The following is a 17,103-nucleotide window of genomic DNA, read 5'->3' as shown; positions in this document are numbered from 1 at the left end:
TCACAACCTTATTTTTCTTTATTCAACCACAGTTGGAAAATAGCCATTCTTTTTCCGAACGGCAATAAAAACCATTCTTTCTCTCCAATAACGCGTCTTTTCGCAATTATTATAAGGAAAACAAACGTCCCCAGTGTCACAGCACTGAAAGAGATGATTAGAGACCGGATTCGGCTTGTAAAACTTTCAAATAGGACGTTATCCGCTAACCATTCATACGCCATTACGCAAACAATCATCGTGAGCGAAGCAATAACAATCCCTTTATAAAACGCAAAAGATGCAAATGGAATATTCCAGTTCTTTTTGAAATAGAAAAGCATACATAAAAACACAATAGCTAAACTAATATTTCCAGATGTCGCTGCTCCCAATACACCATAAGATGGTATAAGCATACCATTTAATAGCCATTTGCTGCATACGCCAACAAGTAAAAACAATGTAGGTATTTTTACTTTCCCAATTCCTTGAAGCATCGCCATCAACGTGAGGATTAAAGACATCCATACAATTTGAAAAGCAAATACCATTAAAGTAATCGATTCTTCTCTTGTTTGGAATAACATTTCATTTACATATGGAAGAACTACAATCAGCCCCAATGCTGCAGCTATTCCAAATGTGAAAGCTACTCTAAATGTAAGTTGCATGAACGGAATAGCCGTTCTTCCTTTTTCTTTATTCATTCGATGTGCAACTAACGGTACAATAGCTAAAGACAATGTGGAAGCAATTACAATTCCTAATTGAACTAGTGGTTGCCCTCTATCATAAATACCTTTATTCTCCATCGCCTCTAGTTTTCCCATACCATTTTCAAGTAATAGTTGAAAAACCGTAAATGAATCAACCAACTGAAATAGTAAAAATAAAAGCGCACTTATACTTGCACTTATACTGATTATCGTCAAATCTTTTACAATAGGCCATATTGGAACGAATTGTTTTATCTGGTTTACTTGAGGACGTTCAAACCCTCTCCAATAAATATAAGAAAGAAAGATCACCCCAACCAATTCCCCGGCTACTGCACCATACATGGCCATGCTTCCAGCCTTATATAAATCCAAGCCATTTGATATGACAATCCATGTACCCAACAATATGACGGAAACTCGGACGACTTGCTCTACAACTTGCGCATAGGCTACTGGCCTCATACGACCACCAGCTTGAAATTCTCCTTTTAAAACAGCTAGCAAAGGCATTAACAAAATAACGTAGGAGCCTGCTTTTAATAGACTAGCTAACAGTTCATCTCCCATTGCTTTTGCTAAGAAATCTGATCCCCAATATAATAAGATAAAAAATGCAATAGATATGATTCCGATATAAATAAATGCTATTTGCAAAATTTTGGGTAGTGCATGTGCTTTACCGGTCGATCTATATTCAGATAAAATTTTAGATAAAGCAACTGCAAAACCAAAAGAGGTCCATGTTGTGATTATTCCAATGAATGGATAAACCTGTTGGTATATATAAAAGCCTTCATCTCCAACTAAGTTTTGAAAAGGCACACGGTAAATAGCACTGAGTAGCTTTACAATAATAGCGGAAACCGTCAACATTGCAGCGCCTTTCATATAAGTTTTCATATTCCATTCATTACTCATTCGCAAATCCTTCTTCCATTCAGTTCAATGCATCCATTATACATCAATAAAAGCGTAATCGCCTATGCCTGCCACGACAGTACATTTTTTCTTGGACGAGCTTGCTCAGGAGCACGTATTTTCTGCGACGAGCTTGCGCAGGAGCACGTATTTATTAGAATGACACTCTTTTAAGTTCTAAAGACTAATTACAATGCTATTAAGAAGTTGGGAGCCGCTTAATCAGGTGAATTTTTTTACACTTTATGGTACTTCGAGACCAATTCGGTTGAACCCGAGACCAATTCATCCTAAAGCGAGACTATTTTTTTCTCACCCGAGACTAATTGTAAAACTTTGCACTTTTATAGTAACTATTTGTTGAATCTCTTAGGGTTTGGATAACTAGAGACAAAACCCTATAAATATGTTTTATAAAGTTTCTTATCATTCAAAAAAGCCTTCCCCTATGTGAGAAAGGCTTTGTAATAATATGAGTTAACTTTCCATTTGTTTTGCTAAAAAATTTGCTGCTGTTTCGATTGCTTTCATCTCTGCTTCTCCTATAAAGTGGACTTTCGAAATGATAAATACAGCTCCAATTGAATCACCCGACGAGATAATAGGTGCAATGCAATATGACTTTACTGTTTCAAAAACTCCTGGCACCCATTCCACTGAATTTTCATGTTTTTCCGTAATAATTGTTCGTTTACCAACAATTTCTTCTACATCTGGACTAAGTCTTCTATTCAAATAATCCTTTTTAGATAACCCGGCCGCTGCAATCATTTCATCACGATCACTTATTAATACTGGCGTTCCAAGCGTTTCGTATAAAGTTTCAGCATATTCTTTCGCAAAATCTCCGAGTTCACTTATAGGAGAATATTTTTTTAATATGACTTCCCCTTCTCTATCAGTAAAAATCTCCAGTGGGTCTCCCTCACGGATTCGAAGCGTTCTGCGTATTTCTTTCGGAATAACTACTCTACCTAAATCATCAATACGTCGTACGATGCCTGTTGCTTTCATGTAATGTGCCTCACTTTCGACTGATTGGGTATTAAATTTCATTTCTGCCATAGTATGCATCACATTACCAAAAAATATGCAAAATGTTATTTCACTTCTGCCGTTTCTTTTTTTGCTTCAGGCAATAATTTCATTATTTCTTCCAAGATATCAAATGGATTAAACTTCCCTGTTTTTCTTTCATCTATTGTAATGACTAGATTTGCGTTATCCATACTGAATCCCACTGCACGTCCATACTTCATGGACTTTTCCACAAGCAAAGCACCATTTATATTTTTTGTGCCTTCTTCACTAAAACGAATAGATACAAGCTTGTTTATTTCCTTAATAGATTCTACCCCTACGTCTTTACCCCAAATCTTCAGGCGAGCAATTCGCAACAACTTATCTGCTTCTAAAGGGATATCCCCAAAACGATCTTGTAGTTCATCTACGATGTCTAAATATTCTTCTTCTTTCTCCATGGCTTTCACACGTTTATACATTTGAATTTTTTGATATCCATCTGGTATATAATCATCTGAAATATAGGCATCTGTCGATAAAACAATTTCTAAGTCTTGAATGTCTTCTTTTTTGATACCCGTGCGTTTTTCTTCAATAGCATCTTCTAACATTTGTGTATATAAATCAAAACCAACCGAATCAATGAATCCGTGTTGCTGTGAACCTAATAGATTTCCCGCTCCTCGAATGGATAAATCACGCATCGCAATCTTAAATCCAGATCCAAGCTCCGTAAATTCTTTAATTGCTTGTAATCTTTTTTCTGCAACATCTGTTAAAACCTTATCTCTTTGATGCATTAAGTAGGCATATGCAACTCGATTTGATCGTCCTACACGCCCCCGTAATTGATAAAGCTGAGATAGTCCCATTTTATCAGCATCATGAATGATAAGTGTATTTACGTTTGGTATATCAATACCAGTTTCAATAATGGTCGTTGTTACGAGGACATCATATTCGCCTTCTAAAAAGCTAATAATGACCGATTCAAGTTCTGTTTCGGGCATCTGACCATGAGCAAAACCTACTCTTGCTCCAGGGACCAACATTTGAATTTCATCTACTTTTCGAGTAATGTCTTCTACTCGATTATATAGATAAAATGCCTGTCCTCCCCTTGCTAGTTCTCGTTCAATCGACTCCCGTACAAGTGATCCGTTAAATTCCATGACATATGTTTGAACTGGAAAACGATTTTTAGGTGGTGTCTCAATAACCGATAAATCTCTTACACCTATCATCGACATATGCAATGTTCGAGGAATAGGAGTAGCAGTTAACGTAAGGACATCTACGTTTGTTTTCAGCTGTTTAATTTTTTCTTTATGCTTTACCCCAAAACGTTGTTCTTCATCGACGACCAAAAGTCCTAAATCGTGGTAGACAACATCCTTTGATAATATGCGATGTGTACCTACTACTACATCTACTATTCCTTTTTTTAAGCCACTAATCGTCTCCGTTTGCTGTTTTTTGGAACGGAAACGACTAAGTAAACCAACTTCAATTGGAAAGTCTTGAAATCGTTCTAGCATAGTTTCATAATGCTGTTGAGCAAGAATGGTTGTCGGGCAAAGGAATGCTACTTGTTTGCCTTCCATTACCGCTTTGAATGCCGCCCTTATTGCGACCTCTGTTTTTCCATATCCTACATCTCCACAAATAAGACGATCCATTGGACGTGACTTTTCCATATCACGCTTCACTTCTTCAATGGAACGAAGCTGATCTTCTGTTTCCTCATATGGGAAAGCCGATTCAAATGATTGTTGCATTTCACCATCTGGCTCGAAAGCGTAACCAACTTCGGACTCTCGTTTCGCATAGAGTTTCAACAACTCATCTGCTATATCTTGAATAGCTGCCGATACCTTCGTTTTTGTTTTTTTCCAATCTGCTCCACCTAATTTATGTAGCTTTGGATCTCTTTCACCGGACGCGACATATTTTTGAATTAGGTCAATTTGATCGACAGGAACAAATAATTTATCCTCACCACGGTAGCGAATATGCAAATAGTCTTTATGAATTCCGTTTACTAAGAGCGTTTCTATCCCTATATATTTCCCTATCCCATGATGAATATGTACGATATTATCGCCAGGTTTTATTTCAGAATAGCTTTTAATACGCTCTGCATTAGATACTTTTTGAGCCCTCGCTTTTTTCTTATGTTTTTGTTTAAATAATTCTGCATCTGTAATGACTGCGATACGCTGGAGAGGTAATTCGAAACCAGCTTCTAAATCTCCATCTACTATATAGATACCCGACTTCTGCAAGTCCTCTCCTGAAGCACCAATCTTCGAAACTATTTCATAATCTTCTAGAACCGTATGAATCTTTTGTACACGATCTTTCCCGTCAGCAAGAATAACGACACGAAATTTACCATTAGTAAACCTCTCAAGTTCATTTTTCAATAAATGCATTTGCCCATGAAAATTTTGCATCGGTTTACAGGAGAAAGTGGTATTCTTTTTGATGGTTATACCTGAAAATGTGCGTGAAAATAACGAGAAATACAATTTTTCGTTCGGAAGCATTTGAATAATTTCTTTCAAGTTCAAAGATGGTTTTACATCATGTACTGTTTTTCCTTCTTCTAACAAAGCTAAAAACCAATCTTTTTCTTCTCGTTCTAACGTTTCTGTAACTTCTTGAATTCTACCAAGTTCATCAAATAAAACCATTCCATCTTGATTGAAATAGTGGCCTAAAAAGCTATTACCATCTTCTAATAGAGAAACGTACTTCATAAATTGTTTTGGCTGCTCGCCTTGATTTAAAAGTTCAATATCATGTTGAATATTTTGATAAAATTGATCTTTTATTTCGGGTATTTTTACTTTTTTTAAGCTTTCTGCTAACGACTGTTCCAATTTATGCGCAAGTAACTTCTTCTTCGATTCAGTTAGGACGTATTCTGTTGCTGGTAAAATACGAATTTCCTTTAATTTATCTAAAGAACGTTGGTCTTCCGCCGAAAATGTACGAATTGAGTCTATCTCCGTATCAAATAACTCAATACGGATAGGATGCTCTAAATAGAGTGGATAAATGTCCACAATGCCACCTCTTAGAGCGAACTCGCCAGGAGCAGTAACCATAGGTTGTCGTACGTATCCCATATTTACTAAGTTTTGCAGAAGTACTTCTAGCTCTACTTCTTCACCTTCTGCAATAGAAACAGTACTTTGCTTCCAGTCTGTCACAGTAGGCATATGTTTTTTCAGACCTGCCACAGGCACAATATAAACGCCATTTCTTTTCGTTAACATATGATCCAACGTTTCAATTCGCTGTGCACGTAGCTCCGGACTTGTTACCGAAATGTCCGCGGCTATAAGCTCATCTGCAGGATACAAACGCACTAAGTCATCCCCGACAAGCTTTACCAAATCCTCTGTTAGCTTTTGAGCATGAAGTAAATTAGGAGTAATAATAAGAACAGCTTTTCTGCGCGCACTGTATAACATTTTAATAAATAACGCTCTTGCGCTACCAGAAAGACCTGTTATTAGTTGTTGATCTTGACCGCGCTCCAACTCTTTCACTAGTTTTTGCATATGTGTATCATCCATTAATAAATTGCTTAAAAGTTCCATTTCAACCCCCCGTTCTTTAAAGAAAAGCATAAAACGCTTACTTAGCCGCAGCAATCATGTATATCTTGAAGGGCATAGCGCTTTAGCTAAACATCCGATCAAAACAGAAAAAGGCTTTGCGCACGAAAACGTGCCAAAGCAATTTTACTGTATCCACTTTTTTAACGCATAATAGTTTGGAAATTTTTGTAGCGAACTTTGACAATCTTCACAAATACACTGCACTGTATAATCTCCTTCAACTCCATGCACTATATATAATTCTTGTTCTTCTGGTGTAATATTGTTTTTCTGCAAAAACTGTTCGTCTATAGAATCCAACGGCAATTGACCTATCTCTGTTTCACAATGCCGGCATTTATAATGAATTGGCATTCCTAATACCTCCTTTTTAGGAAGTATAGGTATGTACGCTAAAGTTTATGCACCATTATATATATTCATCACTTCTAAAAAACTTTTCGATAGCCATGCTTCACATGCATTTGCACTCTTTTTCACCGCATCTACTACATCTGTTTTCTCTTCTTCAGTAAACCTCGACAAAACATAATCCGGAACCTTCATTCCATTTGTCGGACGATCGATCCCAATCCTAACTCGATTAAACTCCTGTGTACCTAAATGTTGAATGAGCGATTTAATCCCATTATGCCCTCCTGCGCTTCCTTTTTGACGAAGACGTAATCTACCAACCTGTAAATCCAAATCATCATAAATTACAATCATTTGGTCATCCTCTACGTCAAAATAATCCATCATAGGCACAATACATTGGCCAGATAAGTTCATATACGTCAGTGGTTTTAGAAGCATTACTTTCTCCGCTCCAATGTGGGAAATACCATACATCCCATTAAATTTAGATTGAGTAAGGGGTATGTTTAATCGATTTGCAAGTTCATCTATTACATGAAATCCGATATTATGTCTGGTTGCCTCATATTGTTTACCGGGATTCCCAAGTCCAACAATCATTTTCATTCATTTCCATTCCTTTAATACGTATTTCATCCATTTTATCATATTCATTAGAAAAAAGAGATTGCCTTTAGACAATCTCTTTTCTTTTATTCATCTTGAATTGATGTTTCGACTTCTTCTGTTCCAGTTGTCTCAGTCTCTTCCTCTTCTACACGAGGTGCTGACACAATAGCTAACGTATAATCATCTTCATTTACAATTAAGTAATCTACTGTTCCTCGAATTTCCGCGACTGTTAATGTATCACCAATAGCCATTTTCGATACATTCAACTCAATACTCTCAGGAATATTCGATGGTTTTACTGTAATTGTGACTTCACGATTTGGTTGTTGGAGGATACCGCCTTCTGAAACTCCAACGGAATCACCAATTAGATTTACGAATACATTTACTTCCAATTCTTCTTTCATGTTAATCGCTAGAAAGTCCGCATGAATCATTTGACCTTTTAGAATATTCATTTGGTAATCACTCATTACGACATGGACAGTCTTACCGTCTACTGCTAGTTTTATGACGCCATTGCGACCAACTTCTCGAAGTGTTTTGGCTAAATCTCGTTCATTTACGGCAATTGGTTGGGATTCCTCTTGGAAACCGTAAACGACCGCTGGAATAAACCCACTTTTTCTCAAACTTGCATTTTCTTTATGTTTACGCTTTTGGGCATAGATTAGTGTACTCATTGTTGTTTTCATCCTCCCATAGGTTTCTACCTATATTCATACCCATATAGAGGATGTTTCAAACGTTGAAATCAATCAAATAAAGTGCTGACAGATTTCTCTTCGAAAACACGTACAATTGCATCGCCTAGTAATTTTGCTACAGATAGTTCTTTGATTTTTGGAGAAGTTTTATCTTCAGATAATTGAATTGAATTCGTAATAACCAATTCTTTAATCATGGAGTTATCAATTCGATCAATTGCCGGACCAGATAATACTGCATGTGTACAGCAAGCATATACTTCTTTTGCTCCACTTTCTATTAAAGCTTGCGCTGCAATCGAAATGGTACCCGCAGTATCAATAATATCATCGATCAAAATAGCCGTTTTTCCTTCTACATTACCTACAATATTCATTACTTCCGCTACATTTGGACGTGGACGACGTTTATCTATAATAGCAATCGGAGCTTTTAAACGATCCGCCATTTTACGAGCACGAGTTACACCACCATGGTCAGGTGATACGATAACTAATTCGGATGGATCAAGATCTTTCCCTAAGAAGTAATCAGATAAAATAGGAACAGCAACTAAGTGATCAATTGGAATATTAAAGAATCCTTGAATTTGGGGAGCATGTAGATCAAGTACGATTGCACGAGTTGCCCCTGCTGTAGTTAAAAGATCCGCGACAAGTTTAGCCGTGATTGGTTCACGAGCACGCGCTTTTCTATCTTGACGCGCATATCCGTAATAAGGTAATACTACGCTTACTGTTCTAGCCGATGCGCGTTTAACAGCGTCAAGCATAATTAACAATTCCATCAGATGTTCGTTTACAGGACCTGAAGTTGATTGAACGATGAATACGTCACACCCTCGAATACTTTCATCAATATTGATTTGGACTTCTCCATCGCTAAATCTAGTTACTGTAGATTTACCTAATGGAAGTCCTACTTCCTTCGCAATTTCTTCAGCTAATTCTCTGTTAGAATTTAATGTGAATATTTTCAATTTTGAGTTTTTGTATTGTTCTGGCATGATAATCCTCCTGGATAGTGGGTTATTTTAGTTTTAGTTTATTTACGTAGCCTAATTTATTTTCTTGTCGAGCACGTCCGATCGCAAGTGCTTCATCAGGTACATCTTTTGTAATGGTAGAGCCCGCAGCAACATATGCTTTATTGCCAATTGTAACCGGTGCTACTAAATTGGAGTTACAACCAACAAAAGCATCATCTTCAATCTTCGTTACAAATTTATTTTTTCCATCATAGTTTACAGTAATTGTGCCACATCCAATATTCACATTTGAACCAATAGATGCGTCTCCCATATAACTCAAATGAGAAATTTTGCTTCCATTTCCTACTATGGATTTTTTTACTTCGACAAAGTTACCAATTTTCACATCATTTCCAACCTCTGTCTGTGGTCGAATATGTGCAAATGGACCAATAGCCGTGTGATCGCCAATCTCGCTTGATAGAATAACAGAAGAATGGATAGTCGTTCCTGTACCAATCACACTAGAAACTATATGGCTGTTTGGACCAATCGTACAATTTCCACCAATAACTGTTTTTCCTTCAATCATTACACCTGGCTGAATAACTGTATCTGCCCCAATTATAGTGTCGCTACTAATGTATGTATTTTGAGGATCAATAATTGTCACGCCTTCACGCATATGGTGATGTGCAATACGGGATCTCATAGTTTGTTCTGCTTGAGAAAGTGCAATTCGATCATTTATACCTAAAATTTCATCAAAGTCTTTTGCTGCATATGCAGAAATTATCTCTCCATCTTTTTGCAAAATTTCAATTACATCCGGCAAATAATATTCACCTTGAGAATTCTCGTTTTTTACTAATTTCAACGATTTGAATAATGCCTCGTTATCAAAACAATAAGTTCCTGAGTTAATCTCATTTACAAGTTGCTCTTCTGTAGATGCATCTTTTTGTTCTACGATATTTTTTACACTACCATCTTCCGCTCGAATAACCCTTCCATAACCTGTTGGATTACTCGCAATTGCTGTTAAAATAGTTGCTTTTGCGCCTGTTTCTTTATGAAGATCTAATAGATCCCTCATTGTTTCAGCAGTAATTAGAGGCGTGTCTCCACATATAACAATAGTTGTACCCGAAAGATTTAGAAGTGCCGTCTCCGCTTGTAAAACTGCATGAGCTGTACCTAGCTGCTCCGCTTGTAGAGCGTATTCACTTCTAGTACCTAACTTGCCTTGAACAGTTTCTGCCCCATGTCCAACAATTGTTACAATCTTTTCAACGCCGAGCTTCTCCATGTTTGCTACAACATGTTCTACCATAGGTTTCCCACAAACAGGATGTAGTACTTTATATAGACTAGACTTCATACGAGTTCCCTTACCAGCAGCTAACACAACCGCATAAGTATTTGTCATTTTCCGTTTTCCCTCCAGTGGGCTAATTTCCTCTTTTGACTATAGCGGAAATAGCGTGATTTTTCAAGGAAATATCTATTGACAAATACATGACAAACCAAGTAAAATGGATAATTTTAGCACAAAAAAACCATCTCCTTAGAAATGGCTTAATTCAGAAATTATAATTTTACTGTGTACGTTTAGCATATCTAATTACTAATAACTAACTTCTACTGTTTGTTCCTCTTCCTCTGGTTCACCACTCAAATGATAAGCATATAATACCGCTTCTTGAATTTTTGTACGTGTTCCAGAATTTATCGGATGAGCTATATCTCTGAATTCACCTTCTGGCGTTCTTTTACTTGGCATTGCAACAAATAATCCTGCATTTCCATCAATTACTCTAATATCATGTACAACAAACTCGTTGTCCAGTGTAATGGAAGCGATAGCCCTCATACGACCATCTGATAGTACCTTACGTAATCTTACGTCCGTTACTTCCATTTTTACACCACCTCTCTTCTTAGTTGAAAAAATCCTATTATAGTAATTCTACAAAACTTTCCAGTATCCTTCTTTTTTATGAAAATATTTTTAATATTAAAATATCGCATTTTTTTTAATTTATTGACCATGTTTAATGACAAATAAAAAAAGTATGCTTTCCGAAGAAGGCATACTCTTTTGATTAGACAACTGCTATTATTTCTATTTCTACTTTTACATCTTTCGGGAGTCTTGCTACTTCTACTGCAGAGCGCGCTGGTTTATGACCCTCAAAATATTTTTCATATGCTTCGTTAAATTCTGCAAAATCATTCATATCTTTTAAGAAAACAAGTGTTTTAACTACTTTTGACAATGAAGTTCCAGCTTCTGTAAGCACCGCATTTAAATTAGCAAATACTTGAGCTGTTTGTTCTGTAATAGAACCTTCTACAACTTCTCCCTGGGGAGTTAATGGAATCTGCCCTGAACTATAAAACATTCCGTTCACAATCACTCCTTGTACGTAAGGACCGATAGCCGCTGGTGCATTAGTTGTTGTTACTGCTTTCATCATTGTTTCCACCCTTCTCAAAATAGTTGCCTTCCGTTAAAACAATTGTACCATCTTTTTCATTGACTTCACGTAATTTTATAAGTGATAAATATTCGTCCACTAGTTGTTCGCCTTCATGATCCGCCTCAACTAATACAGCTATTCCTGCAAGTTCACAATTAAACTCCTCGAGCAGGTTTTTCATTCCATTAATTGTTCCGCCCACTTTCATAAAGTCATCAGTGATTAAAACACGTTGTCCTTTTTTCATACTTCTTTTCGAAAGAACCATGGTTTGGATACGTCTTGCAGACCCAGATACGTAGTTAATACTTACCGTAGGACCTTCCGTTACTTTGCTATCTCTACGAACTACCACAACTGGTACATTTAAATGTCTTGCAATTGCATGTGCAATCGAAATACCTTTTGTTGCAACTGTCATTATGGCATCTATTTTTTCATGTGCAAAAGCAGATGCAAATATTTTACCTACCTTATTCATAAGAGAAGGATTTCCTAATAAATCTGTCATATATAAATAGCCACCTGGTAGTAAACGATCAGCTTTTGAAAGTTGCTCTATTAGGCTCTGTGTTATTTCATTAACATCTTGGCTTGTCATAGTAGGAATGAATTTCACCCCTCCAGCTGCTCCTGGGACGGTTATTAGTAAGCCTCTGCCTCTTTCTTCAAACGTTTCTTTTATAATCGTTAGATCTTCACTAATGGAAGATTTAGCGGATTGGTATAAAGATGCAAAGTACGTTAAAGGAATTAACTTATGGGGATGTTCTATCATGTATTGCGTCATATCTACGAGTCGTTCACTTCTTTTCCATTTCATACAATCACCTCCAAACACGAATATTTTAAAGAAAACGTATCACAATCATCCGCATTTAAGCAAGTGAGTCCCGTTCTCCTATTAATCTAACGGCATATACTTCATCACAAAAGCCACGAAGTCCATTATAAACTCTTTGTACCCTTGATTCATGTTGAACTATCCCAAACACCGTGGGACCACTGCCGCTCATCAATACTGCATCCGCTCCAAATTTTTGCATTTGATCCTTTAAATTAGCAACTTCTGGATACAGTTTTAATGTAACATTTTCTAACACATTTCCCACGGAGGCACACATTTGCACAAAATCTTTTTTTTCAATCGCTTCTACCATTTGTTTTGTATTTGGATGTTCTATCTGATTTAGTTTTAAATTTCCGTAAATATCTGCCGTAGAAACTCCTAGAGTAGGTTTTGCAAGAATTACCCAACAATTTGCTGGAGACGGCAATTCTTGAATCTTTTCTCCTCGCCCCGTGGCAAGTGCTGTTCCGCCATACACACAAAATGCAACATCAGAACCTATTTTTGTGCCGATTTGCGCAAGTTCATCTAAAGATAACCCTAAACTCCAGAGTGTATTTAATCCTCTTAGAGTTGCAGCAGCATCACTACTACCGCCAGCTAATCCAGCGGCAACTGGAATGTTTTTTTCAATCTTAATCGTAACTCCAGACTTTACATGATACATTTCTTTTAATATCTTTGCTGCTTGGTATGCTAAATTTCTAAAATCAGTAGGAACAAAACGATCCACAGACAGAATATGTATTTTCCCATCTTCTCTTGGTTCTAATCCAATACGGTCTGACAAATCAACAGTCGTCATAATCATTTCGACTTCATGATAACCATCTGGACGTTTATGTAATACATCGAGTGTTAAATTTATTTTAGCAGGTGCTTTTACATAGTACATTCCATCTGCTCCTTTTCAAACATAGGTTGTTCCCTATTTTAACACACCGCATAAGAAATGAGGAAGCGACTATGCCATAGGTATACAGTCTAAGTTCATGACATCGTGTCGATTCAACTATAATTCAGATCTAAGAAGAACTTCTAGCTGGACTTTGTACAGTTTTTTAGGAATTTTTATTATCCATTCAAAAAGGAAAGGCAGATTTCTCCACCTTTCCAAAACGCTAGTTGTTTATTATTTTGGATCTCGTTTGCTTGCCAGTTTAAAACCAGAATGGTCATACGAAAAATTTACTTTGGTGACTTCATTTGTTGTTCAGCCATTTCAATTGCTCTTTTTACCATATTACCAGCATCGCGTGATTTTATCCCACCCCAGCCCTCGGTCTTGACTACATCATAAAATCCAAGATCTTTTGCAATCTCTTCTTTCAATTGATCAGACATAATACCTTTTTTAGCCATACGTGGTGTATCCTCCTTTTAAACAACTAGCATTTATAGTATGTCCTATAAACAAAAAAAAACTCCCTTTACATTCACAGGAATGCAAAAGCAGTTTGTTTCGAAATATAGAAAAAATAAAAGTTCTAAATAATCATTTTACAACTATTAAATTATTTGCTTCATCATAAATAGTGATTTCTACTGCTTCTGTCAAAATGTCTGCATAACTATAAGATACACGTTCAAAAGAATTTTCATCCTGATCCAAGTCGATAACGAAAACCGCATGATAAGTCTCTCTCAATACGCCCGCTCGCTCGATTGTTTTTTTACGTCCTCCGTTTGCTTTTAATTGCAAACGTTTGCCTAAATGATGATCTAATGACTTTTTAATATCAGCTAAAGTTTTTGGCATTCTGCTTACACCTCACTGAATACTATAATACCATTCATTTATTTTTTTGTCAAACAAAACATTTTAACAATCAAAGCATATAGTTGTCAATACATTTATTCCTTATAATCACTACTTTTGTTTATAAATATTACTAATATTGTAACAAGTAGAGTTAATGGAAATGCGGATATAATTCATCTGCCAAACGTCCAAATTCTTCAATGGACAAAGTCTCACCTCTTCTAGATGGATTAATATTTACTTTCTCTAAAGAATGAATAATTATCTCTTTCTTTTCCTTGCCATTTGGTAAAGAGGACTGTAAATTATTAATAATTGTTTTTCTTCTTTGAACAAACGAACCTCTAGAAACTTTAAATAAAAAGTCTTCATCTATTACAGTCACAGGCGGCTTCAGATGTCGAGTAAGCTTTATAACAGCGGAATCCACATTAGGTTGCGGCATGAAAACAGCTTTTGGTACTACCATCGCTACTTCTGCCTTCATATAATATTGTATTGCGATAGAAAGTGACCCATAAGCTTTTGTACCGGGTGAAGCTGTAATTCGATCTGCCACTTCTTTTTGCATCATAACGACCATTCCACGAATAGGCAGACGATCCATTAACAACTTTAATAAAATTGGCGTTGTTACATAATAAGGTAAATTTGCAACGACCATTACATCTTTATAATCGGCTAATTTATCCTGAAAAATTTGTTTTACATCAACTTCTAAAATATCCGAGTGAATAATTTCTACATTTTCATATGGGGATAGGGTATCTTCTAAAACTGGTAGCAATCTTTGATCAATTTCAAACGCGACTACTTTTCCTGCCGCTCTTGCTAAATGCTCGGTTAACGCGCCAATTCCTGGTCCAATTTCAATAGCTGCAGAATCTTTTGTTAAATCTGCATGTGACACAATATTACGTAAGATGTTCGGATCAATTAAAAAGTTTTGACCTAAGCTTTTTTTGAATGAGAAGCCGTATTTCTTCAGTATTTCCTGAGTGCGAATTGGTGTTGCTATATCTTTTTGCATAAATTATTTATCCTCCATATCAAGCTGCATGATTGCTTCCTCTAGCTGCTGTTTGCTAATTTGAAAAATAGAAAGTCTTTTTTGTAATTGCTTTCCATTTGTATAACCTATTTTCAACAATTCTCCAAGTATTGTTCTTCGCTCTTTGGAGTTTGGGTGACCAATGAGCTTTCCTTCAATTAAAACTTCTAAAGGAATATTTGGTGCTGCATCCCCATCAGACTTTGGAGTATAAACACCCGCAAGTGCCTGTCGAATATCCTCATCTTTTGCATGCTCAATCCCAAGCCCTTTACCGTTTTTAGCAATCGTTTTTTCTTTCGATAAAAAGGCATGTTTCACACCCGGAACATGCTCTTCAATAATTGCACGTATACGTCTCCCTGGATAATCTGGATCAGTAAAAACAATAATCCCTCTTTTATCTTGTGCATGTTGGATTTTAATAAGTGTTTCTTTAGAAATGGCAGATCCATTCGTTTCTATAGTATCTGCTTCAACGGATCGTTTAATAGCGGTTGTGTCATCTTTTCCTTCTACGACTATTACTTCTTTTATTCGCAAGCAAACTTCCTCTTTTCTTTCTTTCTCCTGCTTTCTATCATAACGCAAAAAAGCTTCCCTAACCAACGAAAGGGAAGCTTTATGATAAGAAAAACGCAAACATCTTTGTCTACCTAGATCCATAATGCCCTTCTACGACGAGTGACCGCAGAAGAACAGACTCTGGAGTCCGGGCAGTTACAAAGTAAAAAAGCATTTTTTCAAATACACCTGTGCATGATTTGAAGTTTGGTGAATTAAGTTAATTTAATACTTTAATACGCACTTTTTTGCGTCCAAAGTCATATGCTTGGGACTTAGAAGGCATAAATAAATCAATTTTATTTCCTTTTATTGCTCCACCAGTATCACCCGCTACAGCATAACCATAGCCCTCCACCCAAACTTTTGATCCAAGTGGAATAACACTAGGATCTACTGCAATTACTTTTAAGTCTGGATTGGATTTCAAGTTTAAACCAGATGTAGTAACACCAGTACAACCGTTACAATAAGCTGTATATGCTGTTGCGGTTACGTAAAACTCGCTTCCTCCTGATGGTGTAGATGACGAATTTTCTCCACGAGAAACACTAGCCGTAACAATCTTAGTACCCACTGCTACAACTTTTTTCGTTGGTTCTTTGATAATCTTTTCACTAACTACATTACGAGATACTTCTTTGCCATTTTCTTTTATGACTTCATAACTTCGTGAAACGGATCCTTTTTCTCCGGCTTGCACTACTTTTTCTTTCCCTTTTAATAGCGAGTCATCTTTTTTCGTTTCTACTGCAAAGTTTGTTTCTTCCTCAACTACATCGGTGACCTTTTCTACTCGCACTATTTGTATTACAGAATTCGGAAGTACTAATTCATCCATTTCCCGTCCCACTCGGTCGAATTCATTCATTTGAATGTTATGTTGTTTTAAAAAGTCAGCGACCGTAGTCGAAGTGGACCTTACCTTTTGCTCATGCTTACCATCTAAAAGGGTTACATCAAACGCTTTTTCAATAGCAACTTTGCAATCGGGTCCAACCTCTGCATTCACAGCAGGTGTTACTGCATCATGTTCGTCTAGTTGAACATTTGCCTTTGCGAGTATTTCTGAAACTAAATCAGCAGTAGTTGTAATGGTTTGAATTTTTCCATTCACCGTGATTTCTATTTGTCTTGCCTGCTCCCACTCAATCGCTAAATTATTTTTGATTGTCGTGTTCACTGAGGGTTTTAAATAATCTTCGTTGGCAACTACTATATCATTTTGTTTTAGTAGTTCACCAACTGTATTTGCATGCGTTAAAATCTCTTGTTGTTCACCATTAACTGTTAAAGCAACAGTTTTCTTTGTTCCTTCGAATAAAACGAAAGAAACTACTGCAAGAAACAATAGTATAGTTCCAACCATTACTAGTGTTTGCTTGCTCCTCAATGAATGAAAGAACAGGTTTCCCATGGTATTATTTGACATGAAAAACGCCTCCTTGTTCACTCGGATGATTATATAGAGT

The 17,103-nt window shown here is 36.5% G+C and carries 17 protein-coding genes; all 17 read right to left on the bottom strand.

What is annotated here, in order from left to right; all coding sequences use genetic code 11:
- Nucleotides 1-8 precede the first annotated feature (8 nt).
- Nucleotides 9-1,619, bottom strand: coding sequence for an oligosaccharide flippase family protein (locus tag ACEPXD_RS00315; protein ID WP_391118845.1), 1,611 nt, complete (start codon nt 1,617-1,619; stop codon nt 9-11).
- Nucleotides 1,620-2,096: 477 nt separating this feature from the next.
- On the bottom strand, nt 2,097-2,633 hold the full coding sequence (spoVT, locus tag ACEPXD_RS00310; RefSeq protein WP_391122918.1) for a stage V sporulation protein T: 537 nt from the start codon (nt 2,631-2,633) through the stop codon (nt 2,097-2,099).
- 86 nt (nt 2,634-2,719) lie between these two features.
- Entirely contained in the window at nt 2,720-6,253 is a 3,534-nt protein-coding gene (mfd, locus tag ACEPXD_RS00305) for a transcription-repair coupling factor (protein ID WP_391118843.1), read from the bottom strand.
- A gap of 144 nt (nt 6,254-6,397) precedes the next feature.
- Nucleotides 6,398-6,628, bottom strand: a complete 231-nt coding sequence (locus ACEPXD_RS00300) for an anti-sigma-F factor Fin (protein ID WP_391118841.1) — start codon at nt 6,626-6,628, stop codon at nt 6,398-6,400.
- Between the two features lie 45 nt (nt 6,629-6,673).
- Nucleotides 6,674-7,237, bottom strand: a complete 564-nt coding sequence (pth, locus tag ACEPXD_RS00295; protein WP_391118839.1) for an aminoacyl-tRNA hydrolase — start codon at nt 7,235-7,237, stop codon at nt 6,674-6,676.
- Between the two features lie 86 nt (nt 7,238-7,323).
- Entirely contained in the window at nt 7,324-7,926 is a 603-nt protein-coding gene (locus ACEPXD_RS00290) for a 50S ribosomal protein L25/general stress protein Ctc (protein WP_391118837.1), read from the bottom strand.
- Between the two features lie 71 nt (nt 7,927-7,997).
- Nucleotides 7,998-8,957, bottom strand: coding sequence for a ribose-phosphate diphosphokinase (locus tag ACEPXD_RS00285; RefSeq protein WP_391118835.1), 960 nt, complete (start codon nt 8,955-8,957; stop codon nt 7,998-8,000).
- A gap of 22 nt (nt 8,958-8,979) precedes the next feature.
- Nucleotides 8,980-10,350, bottom strand: a complete 1,371-nt coding sequence (gene glmU / locus ACEPXD_RS00280; protein ID WP_391118833.1) for a bifunctional UDP-N-acetylglucosamine diphosphorylase/glucosamine-1-phosphate N-acetyltransferase GlmU — start codon at nt 10,348-10,350, stop codon at nt 8,980-8,982.
- A 198-nt stretch (nt 10,351-10,548) separates the two neighbouring features.
- Nucleotides 10,549-10,842, bottom strand: coding sequence for a septation regulator SpoVG (spoVG, locus tag ACEPXD_RS00275; RefSeq protein WP_391118831.1), 294 nt, complete (start codon nt 10,840-10,842; stop codon nt 10,549-10,551).
- Between the two features lie 184 nt (nt 10,843-11,026).
- Nucleotides 11,027-11,398: a RidA family protein gene (locus ACEPXD_RS00270; protein ID WP_391122915.1), complete on the bottom strand. Its 372-nt coding sequence runs from the start codon at nt 11,396-11,398 to the stop codon at nt 11,027-11,029.
- Nucleotides 11,376-12,227 (bottom strand): pur operon repressor, encoded by an 852-nt coding sequence (gene purR / locus ACEPXD_RS00265; RefSeq protein WP_391118829.1) that lies wholly within the window; start codon nt 12,225-12,227, stop codon nt 11,376-11,378. The genes ACEPXD_RS00270 and purR overlap by 23 nt, the downstream gene beginning before the upstream one ends.
- Nucleotides 12,228-12,282: 55 nt before the next feature.
- Nucleotides 12,283-13,149 carry a 4-(cytidine 5'-diphospho)-2-C-methyl-D-erythritol kinase gene (gene ispE, locus ACEPXD_RS00260; RefSeq protein WP_391118827.1) on the bottom strand — a complete coding sequence of 289 codons (867 nt, stop codon included), beginning with the start codon at nt 13,147-13,149 and terminating at the stop codon, nt 12,283-12,285.
- 293 nt (nt 13,150-13,442) lie between these two features.
- Entirely contained in the window at nt 13,443-13,616 is a 174-nt protein-coding gene (locus ACEPXD_RS00255) for a small, acid-soluble spore protein, alpha/beta type (RefSeq protein ID WP_387586096.1), read from the bottom strand.
- Between the two features lie 133 nt (nt 13,617-13,749).
- On the bottom strand, nt 13,750-14,013 hold the full coding sequence (veg, locus tag ACEPXD_RS00250) for a biofilm formation stimulator Veg (protein WP_391118825.1): 264 nt from the start codon (nt 14,011-14,013) through the stop codon (nt 13,750-13,752).
- A 154-nt stretch (nt 14,014-14,167) separates the two neighbouring features.
- The gene (gene rsmA / locus ACEPXD_RS00245; protein ID WP_391118823.1) at nt 14,168-15,046 is read right to left on the bottom strand and encodes a 16S rRNA (adenine(1518)-N(6)/adenine(1519)-N(6))-dimethyltransferase RsmA; all 879 of its coding nucleotides are present in this window, start codon (nt 15,044-15,046) and stop codon (nt 14,168-14,170) included.
- Nucleotides 15,047-15,049: 3 nt separating this feature from the next.
- Nucleotides 15,050-15,610: a ribonuclease M5 gene (rnmV, locus tag ACEPXD_RS00240; protein WP_391122912.1), complete on the bottom strand. Its 561-nt coding sequence runs from the start codon at nt 15,608-15,610 to the stop codon at nt 15,050-15,052.
- 241 nt (nt 15,611-15,851) lie between these two features.
- A complete protein-coding gene (locus ACEPXD_RS00235; protein WP_391118821.1) occupies nt 15,852-17,063 on the bottom strand; it encodes a ubiquitin-like domain-containing protein in 1,212 nt (403 codons plus the stop codon).
- Nucleotides 17,064-17,103 lie beyond the last annotated feature (40 nt).

This window comes from Psychrobacillus sp. L3 (genome assembly GCF_042945595.1).
Lineage (GTDB): Bacteria > Bacillota > Bacilli > Bacillales_A > Planococcaceae > Psychrobacillus.
Note: the sequence above shows the minus strand (reverse complement) of the source record. Positions and strands in the feature narration are given on the sequence as shown.